The organism is Oryzomicrobium sp. (assembly GCF_021287045.1).
GTDB lineage: Bacteria > Pseudomonadota > Gammaproteobacteria > Burkholderiales > Rhodocyclaceae > Oryzomicrobium.
Window position 1 is genome coordinate 81,220 of sequence record NZ_JAJTBG010000009.1, and the last position, 24,479, is coordinate 105,698.

Annotated in this window: 24 protein-coding genes and 2 pseudogenes; 13 read left to right on the forward strand and 13 right to left on the reverse strand. The window is 66.4% G+C overall.

Annotation, left to right across the window (positions count from 1 at the left end; genetic code table 11):
• Position 1 precedes the first annotated feature (1 nt).
• The 4 genes from LWW89_RS11610 to LWW89_RS11625 all read left to right on the forward strand — a co-directional run bounded on the left by LWW89_RS11610 (position 2) and on the right by LWW89_RS11625 (position 5,625).
• Positions 2-1,873: a nitric oxide reductase gene (locus tag LWW89_RS11610; protein WP_293264307.1), complete on the forward strand. Its 1,872-nt coding sequence runs from the start codon at positions 2-4 to the stop codon at positions 1,871-1,873.
• Positions 1,874-1,970: 97 nt separating this feature from the next.
• Positions 1,971-2,657, forward strand: coding sequence for a Crp/Fnr family transcriptional regulator (locus tag LWW89_RS11615; RefSeq protein WP_293264309.1), 687 nt, complete (start codon positions 1,971-1,973; stop codon positions 2,655-2,657).
• Between the two features lie 286 nt (positions 2,658-2,943).
• Positions 2,944-4,581: a CYTH and CHAD domain-containing protein gene (locus tag LWW89_RS11620; RefSeq protein ID WP_293264310.1), complete on the forward strand. Its 1,638-nt coding sequence runs from the start codon at positions 2,944-2,946 to the stop codon at positions 4,579-4,581.
• Positions 4,582-5,151: 570 nt separating this feature from the next.
• The gene (locus LWW89_RS11625) at positions 5,152-5,625 is read left to right on the forward strand and encodes a histidine phosphatase family protein (RefSeq protein ID WP_293264312.1); all 474 of its coding nucleotides are present in this window, start codon (positions 5,152-5,154) and stop codon (positions 5,623-5,625) included.
• A 60-nt stretch (positions 5,626-5,685) separates the two neighbouring features.
• Here the strand turns inward: LWW89_RS11625 and LWW89_RS11630 are convergent.
• The 13 genes and pseudogenes from LWW89_RS11630 to LWW89_RS11690 form a co-directional block, all read right to left on the reverse strand.
• A pseudogene (locus LWW89_RS11630) lies at positions 5,686-6,247 on the reverse strand (IS3 family transposase); the annotation flags it as partial.
• A gap of 21 nt (positions 6,248-6,268) precedes the next feature.
• A pseudogene (locus LWW89_RS11635) lies at positions 6,269-7,184 on the reverse strand (IS3 family transposase).
• Between the two features lie 270 nt (positions 7,185-7,454).
• Positions 7,455-7,871 carry a pilin gene (locus tag LWW89_RS11640; protein WP_293264541.1) on the reverse strand — a complete coding sequence of 139 codons (417 nt, stop codon included), beginning with the start codon at positions 7,869-7,871 and terminating at the stop codon, positions 7,455-7,457.
• 194 nt (positions 7,872-8,065) lie between these two features.
• Positions 8,066-8,578 carry an HD domain-containing phosphohydrolase gene (locus LWW89_RS11645; protein WP_293264314.1) on the reverse strand — a complete coding sequence of 171 codons (513 nt, stop codon included), beginning with the start codon at positions 8,576-8,578 and terminating at the stop codon, positions 8,066-8,068.
• Positions 8,575-8,949: an HD domain-containing protein gene (locus tag LWW89_RS11650; RefSeq protein ID WP_293264316.1), complete on the reverse strand. Its 375-nt coding sequence runs from the start codon at positions 8,947-8,949 to the stop codon at positions 8,575-8,577. Before LWW89_RS11650 ends, LWW89_RS11645 begins: the two co-directional genes overlap by 4 nt.
• Before the next feature lie 81 nt (positions 8,950-9,030).
• Positions 9,031-9,336: a GAF domain-containing protein gene (locus tag LWW89_RS11655; protein WP_293264318.1), complete on the reverse strand. Its 306-nt coding sequence runs from the start codon at positions 9,334-9,336 to the stop codon at positions 9,031-9,033.
• Positions 9,333-9,635: a hypothetical protein gene (locus tag LWW89_RS11660; RefSeq protein WP_293264320.1), complete on the reverse strand. Its 303-nt coding sequence runs from the start codon at positions 9,633-9,635 to the stop codon at positions 9,333-9,335. The genes LWW89_RS11655 and LWW89_RS11660 overlap by 4 nt, the downstream gene beginning before the upstream one ends.
• A gap of 158 nt (positions 9,636-9,793) precedes the next feature.
• Complete coding sequence (locus LWW89_RS11665; protein ID WP_293264322.1) at positions 9,794-10,561, reverse strand: 3',5'-cyclic-nucleotide phosphodiesterase; 768 nt, start codon at positions 10,559-10,561, stop codon at positions 9,794-9,796.
• Positions 10,558-11,307, reverse strand: coding sequence for an FHA domain-containing protein (locus tag LWW89_RS11670; RefSeq protein ID WP_293264324.1), 750 nt, complete (start codon positions 11,305-11,307; stop codon positions 10,558-10,560). Before LWW89_RS11670 ends, LWW89_RS11665 begins: the two co-directional genes overlap by 4 nt.
• 196 nt (positions 11,308-11,503) lie before the next feature.
• Positions 11,504-12,229 (reverse strand): TerC family protein, encoded by a 726-nt coding sequence (locus LWW89_RS11675; RefSeq protein ID WP_293264326.1) that lies wholly within the window; start codon positions 12,227-12,229, stop codon positions 11,504-11,506.
• 152 nt (positions 12,230-12,381) lie between these two features.
• A complete protein-coding gene (gene sucD, locus LWW89_RS11680) occupies positions 12,382-13,275 on the reverse strand; it encodes a succinate--CoA ligase subunit alpha (RefSeq protein ID WP_293264328.1) in 894 nt (297 codons plus the stop codon).
• Positions 13,276-13,286: 11 nt separating this feature from the next.
• Positions 13,287-14,447: an ADP-forming succinate--CoA ligase subunit beta gene (gene sucC / locus LWW89_RS11685; RefSeq protein WP_293264330.1), complete on the reverse strand. Its 1,161-nt coding sequence runs from the start codon at positions 14,445-14,447 to the stop codon at positions 13,287-13,289.
• Between the two features lie 63 nt (positions 14,448-14,510).
• Complete coding sequence (locus LWW89_RS11690) at positions 14,511-15,164, reverse strand: DUF2889 domain-containing protein (RefSeq protein WP_365781575.1); 654 nt, start codon at positions 15,162-15,164, stop codon at positions 14,511-14,513.
• A 364-nt stretch (positions 15,165-15,528) separates the two neighbouring features.
• Between LWW89_RS11690 and LWW89_RS11695 the strand changes: the two genes are divergently transcribed.
• From LWW89_RS11695 to LWW89_RS11735, 9 genes are all read left to right on the forward strand, one after another.
• On the forward strand, positions 15,529-15,825 hold the full coding sequence (locus LWW89_RS11695; RefSeq protein WP_293264332.1) for a response regulator: 297 nt from the start codon (positions 15,529-15,531) through the stop codon (positions 15,823-15,825).
• Positions 15,826-15,851: 26 nt separating this feature from the next.
• Positions 15,852-17,132 carry a methyl-accepting chemotaxis protein gene (locus LWW89_RS11700; RefSeq protein WP_293264334.1) on the forward strand — a complete coding sequence of 427 codons (1,281 nt, stop codon included), beginning with the start codon at positions 15,852-15,854 and terminating at the stop codon, positions 17,130-17,132.
• 28 nt (positions 17,133-17,160) lie between these two features.
• Complete coding sequence (locus LWW89_RS11705; RefSeq protein ID WP_293264336.1) at positions 17,161-17,478, forward strand: STAS domain-containing protein; 318 nt, start codon at positions 17,161-17,163, stop codon at positions 17,476-17,478.
• A complete protein-coding gene (locus LWW89_RS11710; RefSeq protein WP_293264338.1) occupies positions 17,471-19,675 on the forward strand; it encodes a chemotaxis protein CheA in 2,205 nt (734 codons plus the stop codon). Before LWW89_RS11705 ends, LWW89_RS11710 begins: the two co-directional genes overlap by 8 nt.
• A 63-nt stretch (positions 19,676-19,738) precedes the next feature.
• The gene (locus tag LWW89_RS11715) at positions 19,739-21,373 is read left to right on the forward strand and encodes a methyl-accepting chemotaxis protein (protein ID WP_293264340.1); all 1,635 of its coding nucleotides are present in this window, start codon (positions 19,739-19,741) and stop codon (positions 21,371-21,373) included.
• A 10-nt stretch (positions 21,374-21,383) separates the two neighbouring features.
• Entirely contained in the window at positions 21,384-21,959 is a 576-nt protein-coding gene (locus LWW89_RS11720) for a chemotaxis protein CheW (RefSeq protein ID WP_293264342.1), read from the forward strand.
• On the forward strand, positions 21,952-22,785 hold the full coding sequence (locus LWW89_RS11725; protein WP_293264344.1) for a CheR family methyltransferase: 834 nt from the start codon (positions 21,952-21,954) through the stop codon (positions 22,783-22,785). Before LWW89_RS11720 ends, LWW89_RS11725 begins: the two co-directional genes overlap by 8 nt.
• Positions 22,786-22,805: 20 nt before the next feature.
• Positions 22,806-23,351: a chemotaxis protein CheD gene (locus LWW89_RS11730; RefSeq protein ID WP_293264346.1), complete on the forward strand. Its 546-nt coding sequence runs from the start codon at positions 22,806-22,808 to the stop codon at positions 23,349-23,351.
• On the forward strand, positions 23,348-24,445 hold the full coding sequence (locus tag LWW89_RS11735) for a chemotaxis response regulator protein-glutamate methylesterase (RefSeq protein ID WP_293264348.1): 1,098 nt from the start codon (positions 23,348-23,350) through the stop codon (positions 24,443-24,445). The genes LWW89_RS11730 and LWW89_RS11735 overlap by 4 nt, the downstream gene beginning before the upstream one ends.
• Positions 24,446-24,479: the final 34 nt, after the last annotated feature.

A 24,479-nucleotide genomic window follows, 5' to 3' on the forward strand; every position in this document is an offset into this window, starting at 1 on the left:
CATGGAAGAATGGGTCGGCGGCCTCTGGCACCGCTTCATCACCCGCCGCGCCGGCGGCCACTACCCGGAGGCGGCGGTGGCCCTGGGCGAAGTGGACAAGACCCTGGGCATCCTCTTTCGCGCCTTCGGCGGCGACGGCGGGCTGACCGTGAGCGCCGCCGCCCTGGAAAACCATGGCGCCCGCCGCACCTGGCTGAAGCGCCTGGCCGGCAGCGGCGAGCGCACCGCCCCGGCCCGGCGAGACGGCGAGGCCCTGCGCCTGCCGCCGGAGATCGCCTGCTTTCCGCTACGCGAGCACAACCGGGACCTGTACCTCTGGCTCGCCGGCCTGGCCGCCAGCCCCCATACCGAGGATTTTTCCCAACCCTGGATCGTGCGCAACCAGCGCGCCACCGTGGATACCCTGGCCCGCTACCCGGGCCTGCGCCCCCGCTACGAGGCCCTGGTGGCGGCCTGCCTGGCCGAGCGCATCGCGCCAGCGGACCTGCCTGCCGACGAAGCCGCCCAAGAGGCGGCCCTGCGCCAGGCCCTGGCCGACCCCGGCACGGTGGTCGGCCTGCCGCCGCTCACCTCGCGGCAGAGCCGTCCGCCCCAGCCGGTGCCCCTCTGGCTGGGCTGGCCCGGCGACACTCCGGACGACGGCAGCCGCCCCCCCGGTGCCCCCAGCGACGCCCTGCCGCCGGAAGGCGGCGGTGGCCACGGCAAGGCGGACGACGGCAAACGCCGGCACAAGGCCGAGCGGGAAGAGGCGCCGGACAACGAGAATTCGTTGATGCTGTGCTTCCGCGCCGAAAGCCTGCTCTCCTGGGCCGAGTACGTGAAAGTGAACCGGCCCACCGACGATGAGCCCGATCCCCAGGCGGCGCAGGCCGCCAACGACATGGATCAGCTCTCCGTCGCCCAGGACGGCCAGACCACCGCCGGCCGGGTGCGCTTCGACCTGGACCTGCCTTCCGCCGCCGAGGACGATGCCCCCCTGGGCCCGGGTATCCCCCTGCCCGAGTGGGACTACCGCAAGAACGCCCTGCTGCCCGGCCACGTGCGCCTGCAACCCCTGCTCGCCGCCAACGCCGCCCCGGCGCCGCTGCCCGAATCCCTGGTGCGTCCGGCGAAAAAGCTGCGCCAGCAGTTCGCCGCCCTGGCGCCGCAACGGCGCTGGCTCAAGCAGCAGCCCGACGGCCCGGAGCTGGACGTGGACGCCTGCGTGCGCTGGCAGGCGGACCGCCGCGCCGGCCATACGGGCAGCGGGCGGGATGGCCTGTACCTCGCCCAGGTGCCGCAAGCCCGGGAGCTGGCCTGCCTGCTGCTGGCCGACCTGTCCCTGTCCACCGACGCCTGGGTGAGCGACAGCCAGCGCATCGTGGACGTGATCCGCGACGGGCTGATGCTGTTCGCCGAGGCCCTGTCCGGCAGCGGCGACGCCTTCGGCATCTACGGTTTTTCGTCGTTGAAGCGCGGCAACGTGCGCTTCCATGTGCTCAAGGATTTCGCCGAGCCTTACGGGCCAATCCCCCGGGGGCGGCTGCTGGCGATCAAGCCCGGCTACTACACGCGCATGGGGGCGGCCATCCGTCAGTCCGCCAACATCCTCGCCGAGCGGCGCGAGAAGCAGCGCCTGCTGCTGATCATCACCGACGGCAAGCCCAACGACCTGGACGTCTACGATTCCCGCTACGGCCTGGAAGACACCCGGGCGGCGGTGTTCGAGGCCCGGCGCCTGGGCCTGCAACCGTTCTGCGTCACGGTGGACCGGGAAGGGGCAGACTACCTGCCCCACCTGTTCGGGCCGGCCGGATATACGGTAATCCGCAATCCCGACGACTTGCCCCGCCGCTTGCCTCTGCTGTACGCTCAACTCACCCGCCAACCTTAGCCAAAATACTGGCTTTCACAGGGGGGGACGGGTCCGCGCTGCCCCGCTGCCGGCCTCGACACCAATGCCAGATCCACGCCAGACGATAGGGACGCCCTTGGACGCCACCACCCTCAACATTCCCGCCCTGCTCGCCCGCATCCCCCTCTTCAACGGCCTGGCCGAACCGGAAATCGGCCGCATCGCCAAGGGCACCCGGGAAATGGCGGTGCCCCGCGGCGAAATCCTGTTCCACCCCGGGGACCCCTGCCAGGGCATCTTTCTGGTGGTGTACGGCCAAGTGAAACTGTCGGTGGTGTCGCCCCAGGGCAGCGAGAAGGTGGTGGAGATCATCGGCCAGGGCCAGACCTTCGGCGAGGCGGTGATGTTCCTGGAAAAACCCTACCCGGTGCTGGCCCAGACCCTGGCCGATTCAACCCTGCTGCACATCTCCCGCCAGGTGATCTTCGACGAGCTGGAGCGCGACCCGGCCCTGGGTCGCAAGATGCTGGCCGGCCTGTCGATGCGCCTGCACCGCTTCGTCGCCGACGTGGAGAGCTATTCCCTGCACACCGGCCGCGAGCGGGTGATCGGCTACCTGTTGCAGAAGGCCCCCCCTGCCACCGGCAACGAAACCACCGTGACCTTGTCGGTGAGCAAGGGCATCATCGCCTCCCGCCTCAACCTGACCCAGGAACACTTCTCGCGCATCCTCCACGACCTGTCCAGCCGCGAGCTGATCAAGGTGGAAGGCCGGCGCATCCAGATTCCCGACGTCGAGCAACTGCGCCACTTCGAGGGCTGAGGGCAGGCGGGCCTCCCCCCGCCCGCCATCCTGTGCCATATTTCGCTTTCCGGGGCAGCCCCGGGTCTCCTGCCGCCCGCCATATCTAGGGCCGGCAGGGTGCGGACCGCAGGGTTGCCCCGTGCCACCGATTTTGCAAACCCCGCGCCAGTAGGGCGTTTCCGGCCGACCTTCCTGGAAAGCCCATATTGGCGCGTCCTTCCTGAACCGCCGTCGCCGACCGTAATCCGGGAACCTGACTCCGCCCCGGGCACCAGCGCCCGACTCCGCGCCCCGCCACCCTGCCATGGCCACCGAAACCGAACTCAAGCTCGCCCTGGTCCCCGCCGGCATCCCGGCGCTGCTCGCCCATCCCCTGCTCTCCGCAGCGCCGCCCCGGCGGACCCGGTTGGCCAATACCTACTTCGACACGGCGGACCTGGGCCTCCTGGCCCGCCGCTTCGCCATCCGCCTGCGCAAGGCCGGGCGGCGCCGGCTGGTGACGATCAAGGGCGAGGCAAAATCCCCCGGCGGCCTGTCGCGCCGGGCCGAATGGGAAGCGGAAGTCCCAGGGGACGTCCTCCGCTTCGATCACGTGGACGCCCCCGAGCTGCGCGCCGAGTTGACCGCCCTGCTGCCCAGCCTGCGCCCGGTGTTCAGCACCGACTTCCTGCGCCTCACCTGGCAGGTCCGGCGGGGCGTGAGCACCATTGAGGTGGCCTTCGACCGGGGCCGCATCCTGGCCGTGCCGGAGGACGGCGACCCGGCCCACCCTCTGCGCGAAGCCATCTGCGAAGTGGAGCTGGAGCTGCTCGAAGGCCAGGACGACGACCTGCTTGCCCTGGCCGAGGCCTTGGCCGCCACCCTGCCCCTGCTGCCCGCCCCGGCCAGCAAGGCCGAGCGGGGCTACCGGCTGTACCGCCGGGAACGCCCCGTTCCCGTCAAGGTGCGCGGCAACGGCTACCTGACGGCCGCAACGCCTCTGGAGGCCTTCCGCGGCTATGCCTTCGCCTGCCTGGAATCCTTCAACCGCAACGCAGCGGGCTTTCTCAGCGCCCACGGCGGCAAGGGTGCCGGGGCGACCGATCCGGAATTCATCCACCAGGCCCGAGTCGCCCTGCGCCGCCTGCGCTCTGCCCTGCGCCTGTTCGCCGACGCCCTGCCGCCGGATTACCTGGCCCACTGGCAGCCGGCCCTGGCCGCCCTGGCCAACGCCCTGGGGCCGGCCCGGGAATGGCAGGTGCTGGCCGACGACCTGCGCCGCCATCCCTCTTCCGCCCAGCCCCCACGCCAGTTGGCGCGCCTGCTCGCCCACCTGGCCCGCCACGAGCGGCAGGCCCTGGCCCATGCCCGCCAAGTGTTGGCAGCAGCGGACACGACCCATCTGGTGCTCGGCTTTCTGCGCGCCACCCTGGCGCTGCCGCCCGATCAAACCGGGGTGCTCCCGGGAAAAACCACCGGCAAGGACGCCGCCCCTGGCGCGAGCCGTGAAACGGTCACCAGCCGCGCCCTGCGCCGCGCCGGAAAATCGGTGCAGCGCCGCCTGGCCCGGCTGCAAAAAGACGCCGCCAGCGCCGCCGACCGCCCGGAGGCCCTGGCCAGTGACTGGCACCGTCTGCGCATCGCCATCAAGCGCCTGCGCTACAGCCTGGACGCCCTCGCCTCCCAGGTGCGCCCCCGGGATCTCAAGGTATGGAACCGCCACCTGCTACCCTTGCAGGATGCCCTGGGCCAGCTTAACGACAGCGCGGTAGGCATCGCCCACCTGCGCGCAAGCGCGCCTCGCCCGGACGATTCCCTCGTCGCCCCAGCCATCGCCCGGCTGGAAGGCCGCGCCGATGCCTTGTTCCTGATTCTGCCTACGCTGGTAGCACCGCTGGCGAATCTGGAACCGCCTCGATTGAAGAAGTCCGGTGCGAAAAACAGCCTCAACACAGCCGGCTGATACGGGCGGCCACCCGGCTGGTGATCGACGATCAGGCAATCAGCGGAAAAAATGGTGCTGCATCGCAAGCAACGCACCGGTGCGGCTTGAGTGACGCGATGCCGTCGCCGCTTTGCTCTTTGGATGGAACTATATTGATGGCTTGCTGAACCGCCTCCAACGGAAAGACCACGGAGGCGCGGAGAGCTGGAAGAGATGCAAAAAGACTTTTCCCTAATGCTTGGGGCTTTCTCGGCCACTGCATTCAAGCCACTCTCGGCGCGCTCTTCTTTCCACAGTCTCGACGTTGAAAGTGGCTTGCTTTTACGGGCGGCAAGTCAAATACATGCTCCCTTGTGTGCGCCCCCTCCCCCTGCAGGCGCAAGAGAATTCGCATGGATCGACCTGCACACTGGAATCACGGCGAGCTGCCGCAGACGGCACCATAGCCCCCGCTGACACGAAACGCTTGAAGGCGAATCCGACCGGCCCCATGCGGTCGTAATACCCCCATAACCTGCCATGACTACCCTTGCGCCCGCTTCATCCCCTGCCACCGAACCGAACGCGCTCCAGCGCGAGGGAGTCATCATGGATTTGCTGCTCTGGCGCCACGCCGAAGCCGAAGACGGCCCGGTCGACCTGAAACGCCGCCTCACCCCCCGCGGCGAAAAACAGGCCGCCGCCATGGCCAAATGGATCAAGGCTCACGCCCCCAAAGGTCTGCGCGTCCTTGCCAGCCCGGCGGTCCGCACCCAGCAGACCGCCACCGCACTGGAAATGCCCTTCGAAACCCTGAACGCCCTGAAACCCAACGCCAACGTCGCCGACGTCCTGGCCGCCTGCGGCTGGCCAGACGGCAGCACTTACGGAAACGCGGTATTAGTGGTGGGACACCAACCGACCCTAGGCCGCATCGCCGCCCTGCTACTGGGCGGGCACGAGGCGGAGTGGAGCATCAAGAAGGGCGCGGTGTGGTGGTTGACCAAGCGGGTGCGGCAAAGTAAGGGGCAATTAGTACTTCGTTGCGTCATTGCCCCTGATCTCATTGACTCGGCAACTTGATAGGACGTTTGCAGCAAACTCAGCCTGGAGCAGTAAAAGGAGAAGTGAATCGCCCCGGCTTCAGCAGATACTCTCGAGCCGGTTGAAATACTGCTTCTCGAACTCGACGGGGGCCAAGCCGCCGGTGTAACCGTGGCGGCGCTTCGGGTTGTAGAAGAGCTCGATGTAATCAAAGACATCCCGCCGGGCTTCTTCGCGATCGGCGTAGATCTTCCAGCGAATCCGCTCCCGTTTGAGGAGTTGGAAGAAGCTCTCGGCGACTGCATTGTCGTAGCAGTTGCCGCGCCGGCTCATGCTGGCCACCAGGTTGTGCGCCTTCAGGAACGCTTGCCATTCATGGCTGCTGAACTGGCTGCCCTGGTCGGAATGGATCGTCACGGCCGATGTGGGCTGCCGGGCGCCAGACGGCCATCAGCAAGGCATTGAGCGCCAAGCCTGTCTCCATGCGCGCTTGCATCGACCAGCCAACCACCTGCCGTGAGAAGAGATCGAGCACGACGGCTAGGTAAAGCCAACCTTCGTGGGTCCGGATGTAGGTGATGTCCATGACCCAGACCTGATTAGGCGCTTCCACGTCGAACTGCTGTTCCAGCCGATTCGGCGCCACCACGGCCGGCTTGCCGTAGCTGACCTGCTCCCCAATTTAGTCTGCAATCGACATAGAGTCTGCGGTTAAGAAACTGTCTGCAAATTGATTAGGCGTCAGGTAGCCCAGCGAGCTGTGGGGGCGCTGGCCATTGTATTCCTGCCGCCAGTCTTCGATGACCTGCTGGGCATGGCGCATCGACACAAACCAGTGCTCGTTCAGGCATTCATCCCGGAATTTGCCGTTGAAGCTTTCGATGTAGGCATTCTGCTGCGGCTTGCCCAGCTCGATGAAGCTCAAGCGCAGCCCTTGGCTATAGGCCCATTCATCGAGCACCTTGCCGGCGAACTCGGGGCCGTTATCGACAGTGACCGACTTCGGCAGCCCTCGACTCTCTGCCAGCCGCTGCCAATGCGCTTACACTTTCGTTGGCGCACCATCAGGCCGGCTTCGTGATACACCCGGTACGTGCGCTTCCGGTTGATTTCCCAGCCTTCCCGGCAGAGCAAGACATGCAGACGGCGGTAGCCATAGCGCCGCTTCTGCGCCGCCAACTCGCATAGCCGCTCCTTGAGTTCCGCGTCGGCTGGCCGCTTGCCTTGATAGCGATACAGCGACCGGGAAATGCCGATCAGCCCACAAGCCCGCGTGACACCCATCTGCTGCGTTGCCATCAAATGCGAAACTGCTGCCCGCTTGGCTTGTGGGCCTACCACTTTCGGCCCACGACCTCTTTCAAGGCGGCGTTGTCCAGCATCGCTTCCGCCAGCAGTCGCTTGAGCCGACCATTCTCGGTCTCCAACCCCTTCAAGCGCTGTGCGTCCGACACGGTCATGCCGCCGAACTTCGCCTTCCAGTTGTAGTAGGTCGCCTCGCTGATGCCGTGTTTGCGACACAGCTCCGCCACCTTCAGGCCGACCTCGGCTTCCTTCAGGATGCCGATGATCTGTTCTTCGGTGAAACGCTTCTTCATGCTGCCTCCCTAGGAGGCAGACTCTACATCAAGGCCGGACTAATCTCGGGGAGCAGGTCAATGCTGGAAGTGACCCCTGTCCATCGCCGATCCTCCTCGTTTCCCCTTGTCCTTCAATTTAGGTAACCACTTGCAACTACGACAGAACCAAACAAAAATCCCTACGTAGCGGACGTCGCTACGTAGGGATCGACAGATACTTCTTCTTGCGCTGCTAGAAGCCCAGCAGCGCACGAGAGGAACTTAGATCAGGAGCTGGCGGCAGCAGCATTAACGGCATTCGGCAGGCAGGAACTTAGCGTTAATGCTAGAAGCACACGTCCAGCGCAGTTGACCGCTACCAACGTCCGCGGGGGTCAGAGTTACCGTGCCGGTAGCACCAGGAACCGTCGAAGTAATCGTAACGACACCAGTTGTATCCGTAATGGCCACGCCCGAAACATACTTGGTTGCGCCCGGGAAGGTATAGCCGGAGTTTGCGGCCGTAACCTGCGCCAGCCCGCCCAAAGAAGAACTCGTTTCGGCAACGGCAAGTTTGGCGGGCTCGCCCATCACCAAAACCTCGCTCATTTTGGCGCGGGTGGTGTAATCCTGGTAAGCCGGCAGAGCCACGGCAGCCAGAATACCGATGATCGCCACAACGATCATCAGTTCGATCAGGGTGAAGCCGGCTTGGGCTTTCTTCATCATGGTCATGACAGTTCTCCGTTTAGAAATTGGCCTCCGGGGAGGTTGCTTTTTCTTATGCAGCCTCCGTGCCAAGTACGTATCTATGTGAAATATTCCCTTGGAACAAGGGGCTCCGATCCGACACCAAGGGTCACCCTGTAATTTTCACCGCCAAACGTGACGTAAACCGTCACCCCCCCTAACGCATTACGTCACCCCCCACCCTCCAAATACGCGGCATAGCGCTGGGGAAGCCCGGCATCCAGGAAGAGCCAGACCAGATCGGGGTCCAGGTGGCCGTCGTCGCTGAAACGCTGGAGTATCCGCACCGCCTCGTCCATGGACATGGCGGGTTTGTAGGGCCGATCGCCGGCGGTGAGGGCTTCGAAGACGTCGGCGATGCCCATCATGCGGGCCTGCCAGCTCATCTGACCGCGGGTCAGGCCCCGGGGGTAGCCTTTGCCGTCCATGAGCTCGTGGTGGCCGCCTGCGTATTCGGGAACGTGGCTCAGGTGCTTGGGCCAGGGCAGGGCTTCGAGCATGCGGATGGTGGCAACGATGTGGTGGTTGATGATTTCCCGCTCGGCCTCGGTCAGGGTGCCGGGGGGAATCGTCAGATTCTCGACTTCGTCGGCGCTGAGAAAATCGCGCTGCCACCCGGCTGGATCGGCCCCCCCCCAATGGGTCGCCAGGGCGCGCACCCGGGCCTGGCCGGTATGGCTCATGTGCTCTCGCCGCCCCGGTTCGCCCCGCGCAGAAAATCCCGGGCGGAATCGATTTCCGCCACGTCCCGGGCCTGAATCTGCCGGGCCTCCACCGCGTCGGCGCCGGCGGCGATGGCGCGCAAAAAGGCGATTTCGGCATCGCGCTTGAGGACCTCGCAACGGGTCTCGATAAGCTCGATGCTGTCGAACAGGGTTTGCAGCTTGGTGACCTTGTCCACCACATGGACGGGGCTGGTGATCTTGCCGCAGTCGTGCAGCAGGGCGGCGATGCGCAGTTCGTAGCGGTCCCGCTCAGTCAAGTGGAAATCGGCCAAGGGCCCTTCGCCGGCCGCGTCCGCCGCCTCGGTCAGCATCACGGTGAGAATGGGCACTTGCTGGCGGTGGGCGCTGGTGTAGGGGCTCTTATCGTCGATGGCCTGGTTGATCAGGCTGATGAACGACTCGAACAGCTCTTACAGCTGGCCGACCAGTTGCCGGTTGGTCAGGGCCACGGCCGCCTGGGAGGCCAGGGATTTGGCCAGGCGCTGGTCGGCGGCGGTAAAGGGCCAGCACCGCCCGTCCCGGTCTAGGGCGTTGATGAGCTGGAGAACGCCGATCACCTCGTTCTCGTGATCCTTCAGGGGTGCGGTCAGGAAGGAGCGGGAACGGTAGCCGTTGCGCGCGTCGAAGTTGCGCGTGCCGGAAAAATCGAAGCCTGCGGCCGCATAGGCGTCGCTGATATTGACCGTGCAGGCGTTGAGGTCGCAGTAGACGGTCACCAGGTTGTCGTTGGGACTACCGTCGGCGCGGCGTAGCGGCAGATCGGGGAAACGCTCTCCGGGCGCCTCCCGGCGCTACCGCTGAAAGACAGACCCAGGGAGTCGTTACGCGGGATGGCAAAGCGCAGGCGACTGCGATCGTCCGAGCACAGGTAGAAGGTTCCGCCACCGGTGCGGGTGATGTCCTTGGCCGCCACCAGCACGCGCTCCAGCAACCCGGGCAGATCGGTTTGGCTGGAAAGGGCGGCGCCGATGTCGTTGAGGCGCTCCAGCCGGGCGCTCCAGATCGTCGTAGGCACCCACCGAAAGCGCCATATCTACTGGCGAAGCGGTGATGTGATTGCCCAGCTCCACCCGATTCCTCCTTCGTCATGCGCAACCAGTCCGCCAGTCCCCTTGGCCTGAATGCCGGCAAGCCATCAAGCCGGCCGCTTCCCGGGAGTAGTGACGCCCCAGGCTACAGATCGAACGCCTGGTTGTGCCGCAGCATGCGCGGCGCTACGGCGACGGCCAAGGACTCCAGTTCAGCCATGGTTTCCTCGATCTGGCCGCTCTTGAGGTGGGTGACGAAGACTTCGGCGCCCCCCGCGTAGTGCACCAGCTCCTCCGCCAGTAGGGCTGGGCAGAGATGCTTCGACAGTTCGGCCAGTTGCCGTTCCCGGTTGGGGAAGGCGCACTCGATGACCAGTACGCGCAGGTCGGCGATGGCATTCAGCAGAGGCCACAGGGCCGGATTGCGGGTGGTGTCGCCGGTGAACACTAAGCTGCCCCGGGTGCCGGCCAGATGGTAGCCGACCGTGGGCACGGTGTGCTCCGCCGGTAGGGCGGTAACGTGCCGGGCACCGTCAGACCAGGCTTCGCCCGCCTCGATGGGGGCGTAGCAAAGCATGGGAGCAGCCGCAGGAATGGTGGCGAAATCGGGCCACACCTCCCAGTTGAAGATGTGCCGGGCCAGGGTATCGATCACCGCCTGGGGGGCATGAACGGTGATCGGCCGGCCGTCGCGACGATCCATCACCGTGTCGAGCAGCAGCGGCAGGCAGGCAATGTGGTCCAGGTGGGCGTGGGTGAGGAAGACGTGGTCGATGGCCGCCAGTTCGGCCAGGGACAATTCGGCGACGCCGGTGCCGGCGTCGATCAGGATGTCGTGGTCCACCAGGAAGGCAGTGGTACGCAAGTGCCCCCCGCCGATGCCGCCACTACAGCCGAGCACGCGGACTTTCATGCCACACCGCTCCCGGAACCGAGGCGGAAGGCCATGCGCACAGCGGCGATCTCGATGATGTCGCCATTGGCCAGACGTTGGACCGGCGCAGTCACCGGCCGGTCGTTGACCAGGGGGTGGTGCGGGCCTTCCACGTAGCGGAGGGCGTAGCCATCGGGCTCGCGCAGCACCAGCACCACCTGGACCCCGGGCTTGCCCAGGGTGGTCTTGTCCTTGTCGAGCCCGAGCCGGCGCCCCTGGTTGTTGCCGTTGAGCACTTCGAGGTAGGCGCCGCCGGCCGTGGCCGCGCCGGGAGCGGTACCGCTCGGCTGCGATGCAGCCGCCGCAGGCGCAGAGGATTGGGCACGGGTCGTGTAGCTGCGGGCAAAGGCCGACTCGGTCGACTTGCCCTCGCCCCCTGGCACCTGGCTGTCCACCGCCAGGGCCTCGCCGTAGCTGGCCGGGTCGCCCGGCCCCGGCGGCGCATTGAAGAACTTGAGCTTGTACTTGCCCAGTTCGATCACGTCGCCGCTTTGCAGCACCACCTTCTTCACCGGCTGGCCGTTCACCAGAGTGCCGTTGGTGCTGTCCAGGTCTTCCAGAAAGGAATCGTTGAGCACGGTGACGATGGCGGCGTGCTCGCCGGAAATGGCCAGATTCTCGATCTGGATGTCGTTGCTGGGCTTGCGGCCGATGGAAATGCGCTGCGTGCTCAATTCCACTTCCTTGAGCACCAGACCATCCATGGAAAGAACCAGCTTCGCCATATTCCCCCGCTCCATCGGCCCCATGCCGTGCCGGAATTGTGGCAGCGCCCTTCCGGCCCCGTCAAACGGGGAGGGAGCGCCACTGTGCATTCCGTCGCACCGGAAAATTCCCAGTCTCTTCACCCGCGGCCCAGCGCCCGGTACCGCGGCCGCTCATTGTTTTACGCCCCGCTCTTGGCGGGGAGGCAGCCGCCGTTCAGCCCTCGTCGGCCTCTGCGGCGCGCACGTCCTGGCGCCACGCCAGCCAGCGTCCCAGGGCCACCACCAGCACGGCGCCCAGAGCACCACCCAGCCAGTGATGGAACGGCGCGCCAGGCGCCTCGGCGCCGAGCAATTTGTCCAGGTAGGGATGGGTCACCGGATCGGTGACCAGCATGGTGCCGGCCACCCAGCCGAGCAGGCCGCCGCCAGCCATGATGATGGCCGGGTAACGGTCCATCAGCTTCATCACCCCCTGGCTGGCTCCGATGATGAAGGGCACGCTGACCGCCAGGCCGAACACGATCAGGGGCAGACTGCCCTCGGCGGCAGCGGCCACGGCCACCACGTTGTCCAGGCTCATGACGAAGTCGGCGGCGATGATGGTGCGCACCGCACCCCACAGGTGTTCGGAGGCCGGCAGGTCGTGCTCTTCCTCGGTTTCCGGGACGATCAGTTTGATGCCGATCCACAGCAGCAGCAGTCCGCCGATGATCTTGAGGAAGGGCAGGTCGAGCAGGCTGGTGGCGAAGAAGGTGAACAGCACCCGCAACCCCAGGGCGCCGGCCACGCCCCACAGCACGCCGAGGCGGCGCTCGCGCTGGGGCAGGTTGCGGCAGGCCAGGGCGATGACCACGGCGTTGTCGCCCGAGAGCAGGATGTCGATGATGATGATCTGGGCCACGGCGGCCCAGAAGGCGGGGTTGTCGAGGGCGACGCTCATACGCGGAATCGAAGCCTGTTCGCGGGGGAATCGTAGGGATGGGGACAAGCCGGAGCCCGTCCAGGGCACAACGCGCGGCACAACGAAAAAGGGCAGGCACGACGGCCCGCCCTTGCGCGCACCGGGGCCCGTGGCCCCGGCTAGTCGCGATGTTACAGCAGGGACTTGAGCAACCGACCCATTTCGGACGGGTTGCGGGTCACCTTAAAGCCGCACTCTTCCATGATGGCGAGCTTAGCATCGGCGGTGTCGGCACCGCCGGAGATCAGGGCGCCGGCATGGCCCATGCGCTTGCCCGGAGGGGCGGTGACGCCGGCGATGAAGCCGACCACCGGCTTCTTCATGTTGGCCTTGCACCACATGGCGGCTTCCGCCTCGTCCGGACCGCCGATCTCACCGATCATGATCACAGCGTCGGTGTCGGGATCGTCGTTGAACATGCGCATCACGTCGATGTGCTTGAGGCCGTTGATCGGGTCGCCGCCGATACCGACCGCGGAAGACTGGCCGAGACCGATTTCGGTCAGCTGGGCCACGGCTTCGTAGGTCAGGGTGCCGGAGCGGGAAACCACGCCGATGCGGCCCTTGCGGTGGATGTGGCCGGGCATGATGCCGATCTTGATTTCATCGGGGGTGATCAGGCCGGGGCAGTTGGGGCCGAGCAGCAGGGTTTCCTTGCCGCCGGCGGCAACCTTGGCCTTCATCTTGTTGCGCACTTCCAGCATGTCGCGGACGGGGATGCCTTCGGTGATGCAGATGGCCAGATCCAGGTCGGCCTCGACGGCTTCCCAGATGGCGGCAGCGGCGCCGGCGGGCGGCACGTAGATCACGGAAACGGTGGCACCGGTGTCAGCGGCCGCATCCTTGACGGAACCGTAGATGGGGATGTCGAAGATCTTCTCGCCCGCCTTCTTGGGGTTCACGCCGGCGACGAAGCAGTTCTTGCCGTTGGCGTATTCCTGGCACTTCTCAGTGTGAAACTGGCCGGTCTTACCGGTGATGCCCTGGGTGATGACCTTGGTGTCTTTGTTGATCAGGATGGACATTCAATAACTCCTTACTTGACCGCAGCGACGATCTTCTCGGCCGCTTCGGCCATGGTGTCGGCGGCGATGATCGGCAGACCGGAATCCTTCAGAATCTGCTTGCCCAGGTCTTCGTTGGTGCCCTTCATGCGGACCACCAGCGGCACGGACAGCTTCACTTCCTTGGCAGCGGTGACCACGCCGGTGGCGATGGTGTCGCAGCGCATGATGCCGCCGAAGATGTTCACCAGGATGCCCTTGACCTTGGGGTTCTTGAGCATGATCTTGAAGGCTTCGGTGACCTTCTCGGTGGTGGCGCCGCCGCCCACGTCCAGGAAGTTGGCCGGCTCGGCGCCGAACAGCTTGATGGTGTCCATGGTGGCCATGGCCAGGCCGGCACCGTTCACCAGGCAGCCGATGTTGCCGTCCAGGGAGATGTAGGCCAGGTCGAACTTGGAGGCTTCGATTTCGTCGGCGTCCTCTTCATCCAGGTCACGGTAGGCGACGATCTCGGGATGGCGATAGAGGGCGTTGGAGTCGAAGTTGAACTTGGCGTCCAGGGCCTTGATGTTGCCGTTGCCTTCCAGGATCAGCGGGTTGATTTCCGCCAGGGAGGCATCGGTCTCCATGTAACACTGGTACAGCTTCTTGATCTCGGCCTGGGCCTTGGCGACGGAGTCGGCAGGCACGCCGATGCCCTGAGCCAGATTCAGGGTTTGCTGGTCGGTGATGCCGACCAGGGGATCAACGAATTCCTTGAGAATCTTCTCGGGGGTAGCGTGGGCCACTTCCTCGATGTCCATGCCGCCTTCGGAGGAGGCCATCACGGCAACCTTCTGGGTCGCGCGGTCGGTCAGCACGGCCAGATAGTATTCCTTCTTGATGTCGGCGCCTTCTTCGATCAGCAGGCGATTGACCTTCTGGCCTTCGGGGCCGGTCTGGTGAGTCTTGAGCTGCATGCCCAGGATCTGGCTCGCGTACTGACGCACTTCATCCAGGGACTTGGCGACCTTCACGCCGCCACCCTTGCCGCGACCGCCGGCGTGGATCTGGGCCTTGACGACCCACACCTTGCCACCCAGTTCCTCGGCGGCCTTGACGGCTTCATCGACGGAAAAGGCAGGGGTGCCGCGCGGCGTGGTCACGCCGAACTTTCTCAGGATCTCTTTCCCCTGATATTCGTGGATCTTCATGCGATTTCCTTGCTTGAGTTGAGTTGCGGAGCAAATGCAGGCGAAAGCTGTAGGTACCGCTTCCTACCCGACCGATTGGCAGCAGCGCGCCGGATCGTTGCCCGCCTCGCCCTTGCAGGCGGAACGGACCCCGGTCGCCGCGGCCGAAACTGGCGCTGGTTGTTGCAGGGCAACAGCCGAGAGCGAGGCGGAAGCCCCCGCCTCGGAAGGGAGGCCGCCCCGGTACCAGCGCGGATAGTAGCGCCGGACCACCGGGGAGGTGGTCTCCAAAGCATGACACCGGTCGAGCTGGAAAGGCTTCTGACCGGTGTCTTCGTTGTCGGTAATCTCGCTGGCGTAGGTTTGCAGGGCCGCGGTGGGAATCTGCAGGGCCAGCTCGGTGAGGTGGGAACAGCCGAGGGTGCCGCCCAAACGCTCCTTGACCGCCTGACGGAACCCCTGGAACAGGTTCAGGCCAACCAGGGCGCGATAGGCGGGCGTGATGCGGTCGCAGTCGCCCATGTAGGGCGTGGCGTCGGAGGAAGCCGCGGCATCCACCACGAAGAAGCGGGCATCGATGGTCAGGCGCAGCCACAGGTCGTGGACTGCCTCGCCTTGGCGGCGCACACCGGAGGACAACGCGTAGTCGTGGTCCTTGGTGTCGGTCAGGCGCGCCTCGATATCCCACAGGCCATCGTCACGCTTAAAGCCTTCCAGCACCACCTGGCGGAGGTGCATCCGCCGGCGTGGCGCGGACGGAGGAGGCAGGGGCATCGCGTCGATTCCTGGGGCGAGGGTGTTCGATTGGCCCGAAGCACCGGGCGCAAACGCCCTCCGGCCCCCGGGTACGGAGTCCGCCATTCTAACACAAGCCGAAAAACAACCCGCCTGTTTTTGTATGCATAATTATGGAATCAAATTACGCTAACAACATTTCCGTAGCAAAAGCGCCGCCATACTCCGGTCGGCATGCAATCCGCACGAAAAAAGGCGGCCGGCACCCCCCGGCGCCCCGGAAATGGGCGCTATTATTCGCCCTGCAAGCGGCCTGCCCTTCCTGCCCCGCACCGCCCAAGAACGCTCCATTCACGGGAAACAGCGCATGAAAACAATATTCCTGGTGGACGACTCCGCCACCATCCTGCTCAGCATCTCCAGCATCCTCACCAAGGCCGACCTGCTCATCACCGATCTCAACATGCCCGGCATGAACGGCATCGAGTTCATCAAGGAAGTGCGCAAGCTGCCGGCCTGCCGCTTCATGCCCATCCTCTTCCTCACCACCGAGTCGGAGCAAAGCAAGCGCCTCGAGGCCAAGGCCGCCGGCGCTTCGGGCTGGATCGTCAAACCCGCCACCGCGGACCAGTTGCTCAACACCATCAAGCTGGTGCTGCGCTAACCCCTGTCCGCCTAGGAGCTTTACCGATGCCCCAGTCCCTGTTCGGACGGATCACCCTGGTCTACCTGGCCGTGGCCCTGAGCGCGGCGATCATCGTCTTCTTCGCCCACGACTGGTTCCACGACCAGCTTCTGACCGGCCTCGGCATCGCCCAGCCCCTGGGCGACGCGGTGGGCACCGTGGTGATCCTGGCCGCGGCCTTTCTCGGCCAGCGCCTGGTGTCCATCGCCTTCTTCCGCGACTACGCCTACGGCATGGCAACCGCCGCCCAGGACATGACGGCCAAGGGCAGCGCCGTGCGCACCATCACCGACGAGGTGGCGGCCGAACTGGAAGGCGTGCCCGCCTTCAACGACGTGCTGCGCGGCCAACTCAAGGACGTGGTTGCCGAAACCGAGGGCGCCGCCTACCAGATCACCGAGCGGCTGCAATCCATCGACGATGTGGTGACCCGCCTCAACGACTTCGTCCAGGCCAGTTCCGACGAAGCGGCGCAGCGTATCGAGTCGGCCGAGGCCCGCATCTCCGACAACACCCACCTGATGTCGGAAATGCGCTCCTATATCCAGAACCGCCTGGAGGAGGCGGAACGGGACCAGCACCGGGTCAACCAGGTGGTCACCGACGCCCGAGAGCTGGGCACCCTCACCGGCCTGATCAAGGACATCGCCGCTCAGACCAACCTGCTGGCCCTCAACGCCGCCATCGAAGCCGCTCGGGCCGGCGAGGCCGGCCGCGGCTTCGCCGTGGTCGCCGACGAGGTGCGCAAGCTGTCCTCGGAGACCGAGGCCGCGGTACAGAAGATCAACCAGGGCATCTCCGGCGTGGCCGAATCCATCGCCACCCAGTTCCAGGACAAGCTTTCCAACTCCAGCTTGGACAAGGAGCGCAACGCCCTGGAAACCTTCGCCGAGCGGCTCGACGACCTGGGCAGCCGCTACGAGGAACTGATGCGCAGCGAGGCCGTGGTGCTCAGCACCATCCGCCAGTCCAGCGGCGAGCTGGCCCAGATGTTTGTCGAGGCCGTGGCCAGCGTGCAGTTCCAGGACGTCACCCGGCAGCAGCTCGAACAGATCGGCGAAGCCCTGAGCGAACTGGCGGCCCACGCCAAGCTGCTGTGCGAGCGGCTGCGCCAGTCCGACGACGAGACCCTGGCCTACCGCCCCCTGGCCGAACACCTCAACGACCTGTACGGCAAATACGTGATGCAGCGCCAGCGCGAAACCCACGCCAAGGCCCTGGGCCACGCTTCCACCACCGATGGCGGCAAGACCGCCAGCGCCCCGCCCCAGGTCGAGCTATTCTGACCCCCACCGACGCACGCCAAGGCCCGCCATGCCCGCCCCCCTGCGCCTGACCTTCACCGACGACATGACCATCTACAACGCCGCCGCCCAGAAGGCCCAGTTGCTTGAGGCCCTGGACGCCGGCCAGGACCTGGAAATCGACCTCTCCCTGGTGGCCGAAATCGACACCGCCGGTTTCCAGCTGCTGCTGCTCGCCAAGCGCGAGGCCTCCACCCGGGGCTGCGCCGCCCGCATCGTCGCCCACAGCCCGGCGGTGCGCGAGGTCATCGATTTCTACCGCATGGCCGCCCACTTCGGCGACCCCCTGATCATTTCCGCCCGGGAAGGAGAACCCCAGCATGGATGAACTGCTCGCCGTCTTCGCCCAGGAGGCCCGCGAACAGGTGGCCGCCATGGAGGCCGGCCTGCTCCAGCTGGAGGACAACCCGGCCGACCACGACCTGATCAACGGCATCTTCCGCGCCGCCCACACCGTCAAGGGGGGGGCCGGCACGGTGGAATGCACCTTCATCGTGGATTTCACCCATGCCGTGGAAGGCGTCCTGTCGCGCATGCGCGACAGCGAGATTCAGGCCAACGGCGACCTGGTGGCCCTGCTGCTGGCCTGCTCTGACCACATGGCCAGCCTGATCGGCGTGCTCGAGGCCGGCCAGGAGGCCCCGCCCGACGATCTGGCCCTGGAGGGCCGGGACCTGAAGCACCGCCTGGAAACCGACTGGCTGGGCGCCACGGCCGGCCACCCGGCCGAAAAGATCGACCCGGTGCACGCCTCCGGCGGCGGCCCGGTGGCCGGCAGCGACTGCTGGCACATCTCCCTGCGCTTCGGCCAGAACGTGCTGAAGAGCGGCATGGACCCGCTCAACTTCCTGCGCTACCTGGCCACACTGGGCAGCATCGACAGCCTGGAAACCCTGTCCGACGCCATGCCCCCGGCGGCCGAGATGGACCCGGAAAACTGCTACCTGGGCTTCGAGATCCGCTTCCGCAGCGGCGCCGGCAAGGCCGAGATCGAGCAGGTATTCGACTTCGTCCGGGACGAATGCGAACTGCGCATCCTGCCTCCCAACAGCCGCGTCAACGACTACATCGAGCTGATCGCCGCCCTGCCCGAGGACCCGTTGCGCCTGGGCGAAATCCTGGTGCGCATCGGCGCCCTGACCCAGGCCGAGCTGGACGAGGGGCTGACCCTCCAGGCCGCCCCGGCGGATACCGAAGCGGCACCTGCCCACCTGCCCCTGGGTGAAATCCTGGTCGAGCAGAAGCTGGTCCAGCCCGAAGTGGTGGAAGCCGCCGCCGCCAAGCAGAAACAGGTGGCCGACAAGAAGGCCGCCGAGGCCCGGCTGATCCGCATCCAGGCCGACAAGCTCGACCGCCTGATCGACCTGGTGGGCGAACTGGTGATCGCCGGCTCGGCGGTGAACCTGCTGGCCTCCAAGGCCGGGCTGTCCGACCTGGGCGAGGCCACCGAAGTGGTCAGCCGCCTGGTCGAGAACATCCGCGACCAGGCCCTGGCCCTGCGCATGGTGCAGATCGGCGAGACCTTCGGCCGCTTCCAGCGGGTGGTGCGCGACGTCTCCCGGGAACTGGGCAAGGACATCGAACTGGTGATCCAGGGCGGCGAGACCGAGCTCGACAAGAGCGTCGTGGAAAAAATCGGCGACCCCCTGATGCATCTGGTGCGCAACGCCATGGACCACGGCGTCGAATCCGCCGAGGCGCGCCTCGCCGCCGGCAAGTCGGCCCGGGGCCGGCTGCTGCTCAACGCCTTCCACGACTCGGGCAGCATCGTCATCGAGGTGGCCGACGACGGCGGCGGCCTGAATCGGGAACGCATCCTCAAGAAGGCCCAGGAAAAGGGCCTGGTGCCCCCGGGCCAGACCCTCACCGACAACGAGATCAACCACCTCATCTTCGAGCCCGGCTTCTCCACCGCCGACCAGGTGTCCAACCTGTCCGGCCGGGGCGTGGGCATGGACGTGGTCAAGCGCAACATCACCGCCCTGCGCGGCCGGGTGGACATCGAGTCCGAACCGGGCCTGGGCACCCGCTTCGCCATCCGCCTGCCCCTCACCCTGGCGATCATCGATGGCTTCCTGGTCGGCGCCGGGCGCGCCGCCTACGTGGTGCCCCTGGATGCGGTGGTGGAATGCCTGGAGTTGCAGATCGATTCCGACGCCCGCAACGTCATCAATCTGCGCGGCGAGGTGCTGCCCTTCATCCGCCTGCGCGACCTGTTCGGCATCGAAGGCCCCCGGCCCGTCCGGGAGAACGTGGTGGTAGTCAAGATCGCCGGACAGAAGGCCGGCCTGGTGGTGGACCAGTTGCTCGGCGAATTCCAGACCGTGATCAAGCCCCTGGGCGCCCTCTTCCGCAACCTGCGCGGCATCGGCGGCTCCACCATCCTGGGCAGCGGTGAGGTCGCCCTGATCCTGGACGTGCAGGCCCTGGTGCAGATCGCCAGCCGCACCGAGGAACAACGCCGGCCCGCCCCGGCCCGCCCCGACGCCCTGCCGGCGCTGGCGGCCAGCCCGGCCAGCCACTGACATCCGACAGTCCCCCTTCGTTTTCGCCTTACCCAGATTCCCAAACTTCTGATCGGAGCCCTTATGTTCGGAAACCTACGCATCGGTGTGCGCCTTGGCATTGCCTTCGCCACCCTGCTCGCCCTACTGATCGCCATCTCACTGCTGGCCGTCGGCAAGCTGAACCAGGTCAACGGCGAGATCAACCGCATCGTCAACGAGCGCTTCCCCAAGGTGGTGGCGGCCAACGCCATCATCGACCAGCTCAACCTGGCGGCGCGCACCACCCGCAACATGCTGCTGCTCGACAACCAGGAAGCGATCAAGCACGAAGCCGACCGCATCCCGCCGGCCAGCAAAATCATTTCCGAGCAGATGGCCTTCCTGGAGAAGGAAGCCCAGACTGCCGATGAAAAAGCCACCATCGAGAAGGTCAAGACCGCCCGGGCCGCCTACACCGAACAACTGCGCAAACTGATCGGCCTGATGGAAAAGAGCCAGCGCAGCGAAGCCCTGACGGTGATGATGGGCGACATGCGCGCCACCCAGCAGGCCTACTTCAAGGAGCTGGAAGCCCTGATCGCCCAGGAGACCAGGACGATGCAGGAGGCCGGCAAGGCCGCCGACGCCCTGGCCCAGGCCACCCGCACCCAGCTGATCATCGCCGCCGCCGTGGCCGTGCTGATCGCCCTGGTCTTCGCCGTGTTCATCACCCGCAGCATCACCCGTCCCCTGGGCGAAGCCGTGTCCGCCGCCAACCGGCTGGCCGAAGGCGACCTGACCCTGACCCTCGACGCCCAGCACAAGGATGAAACCGGCCAGCTGCTGTCGGCCATGGGCCACATGGTCGGCAAGCTGTCCCAGATCATCGGTGAGGTGCGCGGCGCCGCCAACGGCCTGTCCTCCGCCTCCCAGCAGGTTTCCGCCACGGCCCAGAGCCTGTCCCAGTCGGCGTCCGAGCAGGCCGCCAGCGTCGAGGAAATCACCTCCACCCTGGAACAATCCGCCGCCTCGGTGACCCAGAACTCCGAAAACGCCAAGGTCACCGACGGCATGGCCGCCAAGGCCGCCCAGGAAGCCGGTGAAGGCGGCGTCGCCGTGACCGAGACGGTGAGCGCCATGAAGAAGATCGCCGACCGCATCGGCATCGTGGACGACATCGCCTACCAGACCAACCTGCTGGCCCTCAACGCCGCCATCGAGGCGGCCCGGGCCGGCGAGCACGGCAAGGGCTTCGCCGTGGTGGCCGCCGAGGTGCGCAAGCTGGCCGAACGCAGCCAGGTGGCCGCCCAGGAAATCGGCGAACTGGCCGGCTCCTCGGTCAGCCTGGCGGAAAAGGCCGGCCGCCTGCTCGATGAGATGGTGCCCTCGATCCGCCGCACCTCCGACCTGGTGCAGGAAATATCCTCGGCCTCCGAGGAGCAGAACTCGGGCATCAACCAGATCAACCAGGCCATGAACCAGCTCAACCAGGCCACCCAGCAGAACGCCTCGGCCTCCGAGGAGCTGGCCGCCACCGCCGAGGAAATGGGCGCCCAGGCCGAACAACTGCAAGGCCTGATGCTCTTCTTCCGCGTCGCCGAGGACGGCCAGCGCAGCGCTCCGCGTAACACCGCCGCCAGCGCCCCGCGCAGCAGCGCGGCCCCCCGCGCGGCGGTTCCCACGGCCTCCCGCCCCGCCCCCCTCGCGCTCGACGAGCGCGACTTCGAACGCTTCTGAGGAGATCGCCATGGGCCAGATCGTTCCCCACGCCACCCTGCCCGCCCAGGCTCCCACCGGAGCCCTGGCCGCCGCCGGTGACGCCCACCAGGTGCTCACCTTCACCCTGGGCGGCGAGCTGTTCGCCATCGGCATCCTCAACGTCAAGGAAATCATCGAGTACGGCCAGGTCACCGAGATTCCCATGATGCCGGGCTTCATCCGCGGGGTGATCAACCTGCGCGGCGCCGTGGTACCGGTAATCGACCTGTCGGCCCGCTTCGGCGGTGCCCAGAGCACGGTGGGCAAGCGCACCTGCATCGTCATCGTGGAAGCCCCCACCGGCGAGGACGGCCTGCGCCACGACATCGGCGTGGTGGTGGACGCCGTGTCCGAGGTCCTCGACATCCCCGCCGGCGACGTGGAGCCACCGCCGGCCTTCGGCGCCCGCCTGCGCACCGACTTCATCGCTGGCATGGGTCGGGTGGCCGGCCGCTTCGTCATCATCCTCGACGCGGCCAAAGTGCTGTCGGTGGATGAACTGGCCCTGCTCTCCAGCCTGGACGGCGCCCCGGCCCAGGCCAGCCACGCCACTCACGATGCCTGAGGCTGCGGTCCCCCAGCCCTTCCGGGAGATCGGCGCCCTCACGGCCCGGGAATTCGCCCTTTTCCGCGACCTGATCTATTCCCTGGCCGGCATCGCCCTGTCGGACGGTAAGCAGGTGCTGGTATCGGGGCGCCTGATGCGGCGCCTCAAGGAACTGAGGCTGACCAGCTACGGCGACTACTATCGCCTGGTCACCTCGGGCCAGCACGCCGACGAGCAGCAGCGCATGGTGGATTTGCTCACCACCAACGAAACCTATTTCTTCCGCGAGCCGAAGCACTTCGACTTCCTCGCCCAGGTGGCCGCCGAGCACGGCAAGCGCCCCTTCCAGGTGTGGAGTGCCGCCAGCTCCTCGGGGGAAGAGGCCTACACCATGGCCATGGTCCTGGCCGAAACCCTGGGGCTCGACGCCCCCTGGCGCATCTTCGGCTCGGACATCAGCCGCCAGGTGCTGGCCCGGGCCGAGCGCGGCCATTACTCGCTGGACCGCACCGACGGCATCCCCCCCGGCCTGCTGCGCAAGTACTGCCTGAAAGGGGTGCGCAGCCAAGCCGGCACCTTCATGATCGGCCGGGAATTGCGCGAACATGTGACATTTCGCCCGGTGAACCTCATTGCTCCCCTGCCGGACGTACCCACCTGTGATGTAATCTTCCTGCGCAATGTCATGATCTACTTCGACCTGGAAACCAAGCGCCAGGTCGTGGCCAATCTGGCATCCAGGCTCAGGCCCGGCGGGCACTTCATCGTCGGACACTCGGAAACCCTCAACGGCATTTCCGAAACCCTGAAAAGCGTGGCCCCCACCATCTACCGCAAACCCTGACGTCCAGGCCACCGCCGCCCGTGCCCTTGCCCCCCGCCCGACATCCCGCAGAAAACACCGAGGCAGAACCACTGACCGAGGTCTTCCTCAATCCGGGGGAATTCCATTTCGGCGGCGGCCGGACCCGCATCCGCACCCTGCTCGGCTCCTGCGTGGCCATTTCCCTCTGGCATCCCCAGCGCCGCATCGGCGGCCTGTGCCACTTCATGCTGCCGACCCGGGCAGCCAAGGCGGCCATGACCGCCCAGGACGGCCGCTACGCCGATGGCGCCCTGGCCCTCTTCGACGCGGCCATCCGGCACGCCGGCTGCCGCCCCGACGAATTCGTCGCCAAGGTGTTCGGCGGCGGCAACATGTTCCCCGGCCGTGAGGCCAAGGCCGGGCTGGAAGTAGGCCAGCGCAACATCGAGCAGGCCGAAGCCCTGCTCAAGGAACGCCGCATCCCCATCGTCGCCCGCCACCTGGGCGGCGACGGCCACCGCAAGCTGGTTTTCGACATCTGGAGCGGCGACGCCTGGCTCGCCTTCCAGGAAGCCCCCCGCGATCTGCCAAGGACATCCCCATGAGCACTCCCATCAAGGTCATGATCGTGGACGACTCCGCCGTGGTGCGGCAAGTCGTCCGCCAAACCCTGACGAATGCCCCGGGCATCGAGGTGCTCGGCGCCGCCCCGGACCCGCTCTTCGCCCTGGAGCACATGCGCCGCCAGTGGCCCGACGTGATCGTCCTGGACATCGAGATGCCGCGCATGGACGGCCTGACCTTCCTCAAGAAGATCATGGCCGAGCGCCCCACCCCGGTGGTGATCTGCTCGTCCCTCACCGAAAAGGGCGCCCAGGCCACCATGGACGCCCTGGCCGCCGGCGCCGTCTCGATCATCACCAAGCCCAAGGCGGGGCTCAAACAGTTTCTCGAAGACGCCCATTCCGACCTGGTCGGCGCCGTCAAGGCCGCCGCCCGGGCCAACGTGCGCAAACTGATTCCCTCACTGCCAACCGTAGGAGCCGATGGCGTGCTCAAAGTGCCGCCCAAACTCACCGCCGACGCAATCCTCTCCCCGGGCCTGGGGACGGGGGCGGCCATGATCGGCACCACCGAAAAGATCGTCGCCATCGGCACCTCCACCGGCGGCACCCAGGCCCTGGAGGCCGTGCTGACCAGGCTGCCGGCGGTAAGCCCGGGCATCGTGGTGGTCCAGCACATGCCGGAAAAATTCACCGCCCTGTTCGCCGAACGGCTCAACAGCCTCTGCCAGATCGAGGTGCGGGAGGCCAAGCACGGCGACCGGGTACGCCCCGGCCTGGCCCTGATCGCCCCCGGCGGCAAGCACATGCTGCTGTCGCGCAGCGGCGCCCAATACACCGTGGAGGTGGTGGACGGCCCCCTGGTGAACCGGCACCGGCCCAGCGTGGACGTGTTGTTCCGTTCCTGCGCCAAGTTCGCCGGCAAGAACGTGCTGGGCATCATCATGACCGGCATGGGCGACGACGGCGCCCGGGGCCTCAAGGAGATGGCCGATGCCGGGGCCAACACGGTGGCCCAGGACGAAGCCACCTGCGTTGTGTTCGGCATGCCCAAGGAAGCGATTAAGCTGGGCGGCGCCAAGACGGTGCTGCCCCTAGAGAAGATTCCCGAAGCCATCCTGGCCTCGGCACGCTGATCCCGCCGCCGGCGGACCAACTCCCCGCCGGCCG

Coding starts and splice junctions, on each gene's coding strand:
- LWW89_RS11725 (WP_293264344.1), top strand. CDS start 21,952: ATGCCTGAGGCTGCGGTCCCCCAGCCCTTCCGGGAGATCGGCGCCCTC.
- sucC (WP_293264330.1), bottom strand. CDS start 14,447: ATGAAGATCCACGAATATCAGGGGAAAGAGATCCTGAGAAAGTTCGGC.
- LWW89_RS11620 (WP_293264310.1), top strand. CDS start 2,944: ATGGCCACCGAAACCGAACTCAAGCTCGCCCTGGTCCCCGCCGGCATC.
- LWW89_RS11610 (WP_293264307.1), top strand. CDS start 2: ATGGAAGAATGGGTCGGCGGCCTCTGGCACCGCTTCATCACCCGCCGC.
- LWW89_RS11665 (WP_293264322.1), bottom strand. CDS start 10,561: ATGAAAGTCCGCGTGCTCGGCTGTAGTGGCGGCATCGGCGGGGGGCAC.
- LWW89_RS11670 (WP_293264324.1), bottom strand. CDS start 11,307: ATGGCGAAGCTGGTTCTTTCCATGGATGGTCTGGTGCTCAAGGAAGTG.
- LWW89_RS11720 (WP_293264342.1), top strand. CDS start 21,384: ATGGGCCAGATCGTTCCCCACGCCACCCTGCCCGCCCAGGCTCCCACC.
- LWW89_RS11710 (WP_293264338.1), top strand. CDS start 17,471: ATGGATGAACTGCTCGCCGTCTTCGCCCAGGAGGCCCGCGAACAGGTG.
- LWW89_RS11700 (WP_293264334.1), top strand. CDS start 15,852: ATGCCCCAGTCCCTGTTCGGACGGATCACCCTGGTCTACCTGGCCGTG.
- LWW89_RS11690 (WP_365781575.1), bottom strand. CDS start 15,164: ATGCACCTCCGCCAGGTGGTGCTGGAAGGCTTTAAGCGTGACGATGGC.
- LWW89_RS11645 (WP_293264314.1), bottom strand. CDS start 8,578: ATGAGCCATACCGGCCAGGCCCGGGTGCGCGCCCTGGCGACCCATTGG.
- LWW89_RS11715 (WP_293264340.1), top strand. CDS start 19,739: ATGTTCGGAAACCTACGCATCGGTGTGCGCCTTGGCATTGCCTTCGCC.
- LWW89_RS11735 (WP_293264348.1), top strand. CDS start 23,348: ATGAGCACTCCCATCAAGGTCATGATCGTGGACGACTCCGCCGTGGTG.
- LWW89_RS11625 (WP_293264312.1), top strand. CDS start 5,152: ATGGATTTGCTGCTCTGGCGCCACGCCGAAGCCGAAGACGGCCCGGTC.
- LWW89_RS11705 (WP_293264336.1), top strand. CDS start 17,161: ATGCCCGCCCCCCTGCGCCTGACCTTCACCGACGACATGACCATCTAC.
- sucD (WP_293264328.1), bottom strand. CDS start 13,275: ATGTCCATCCTGATCAACAAAGACACCAAGGTCATCACCCAGGGCATC.
- LWW89_RS11640 (WP_293264541.1), bottom strand. CDS start 7,871: ATGAAGAAAGCCCAAGCCGGCTTCACCCTGATCGAACTGATGATCGTT.
- LWW89_RS11695 (WP_293264332.1), top strand. CDS start 15,529: ATGAAAACAATATTCCTGGTGGACGACTCCGCCACCATCCTGCTCAGC.
- LWW89_RS11675 (WP_293264326.1), bottom strand. CDS start 12,229: ATGAGCGTCGCCCTCGACAACCCCGCCTTCTGGGCCGCCGTGGCCCAG.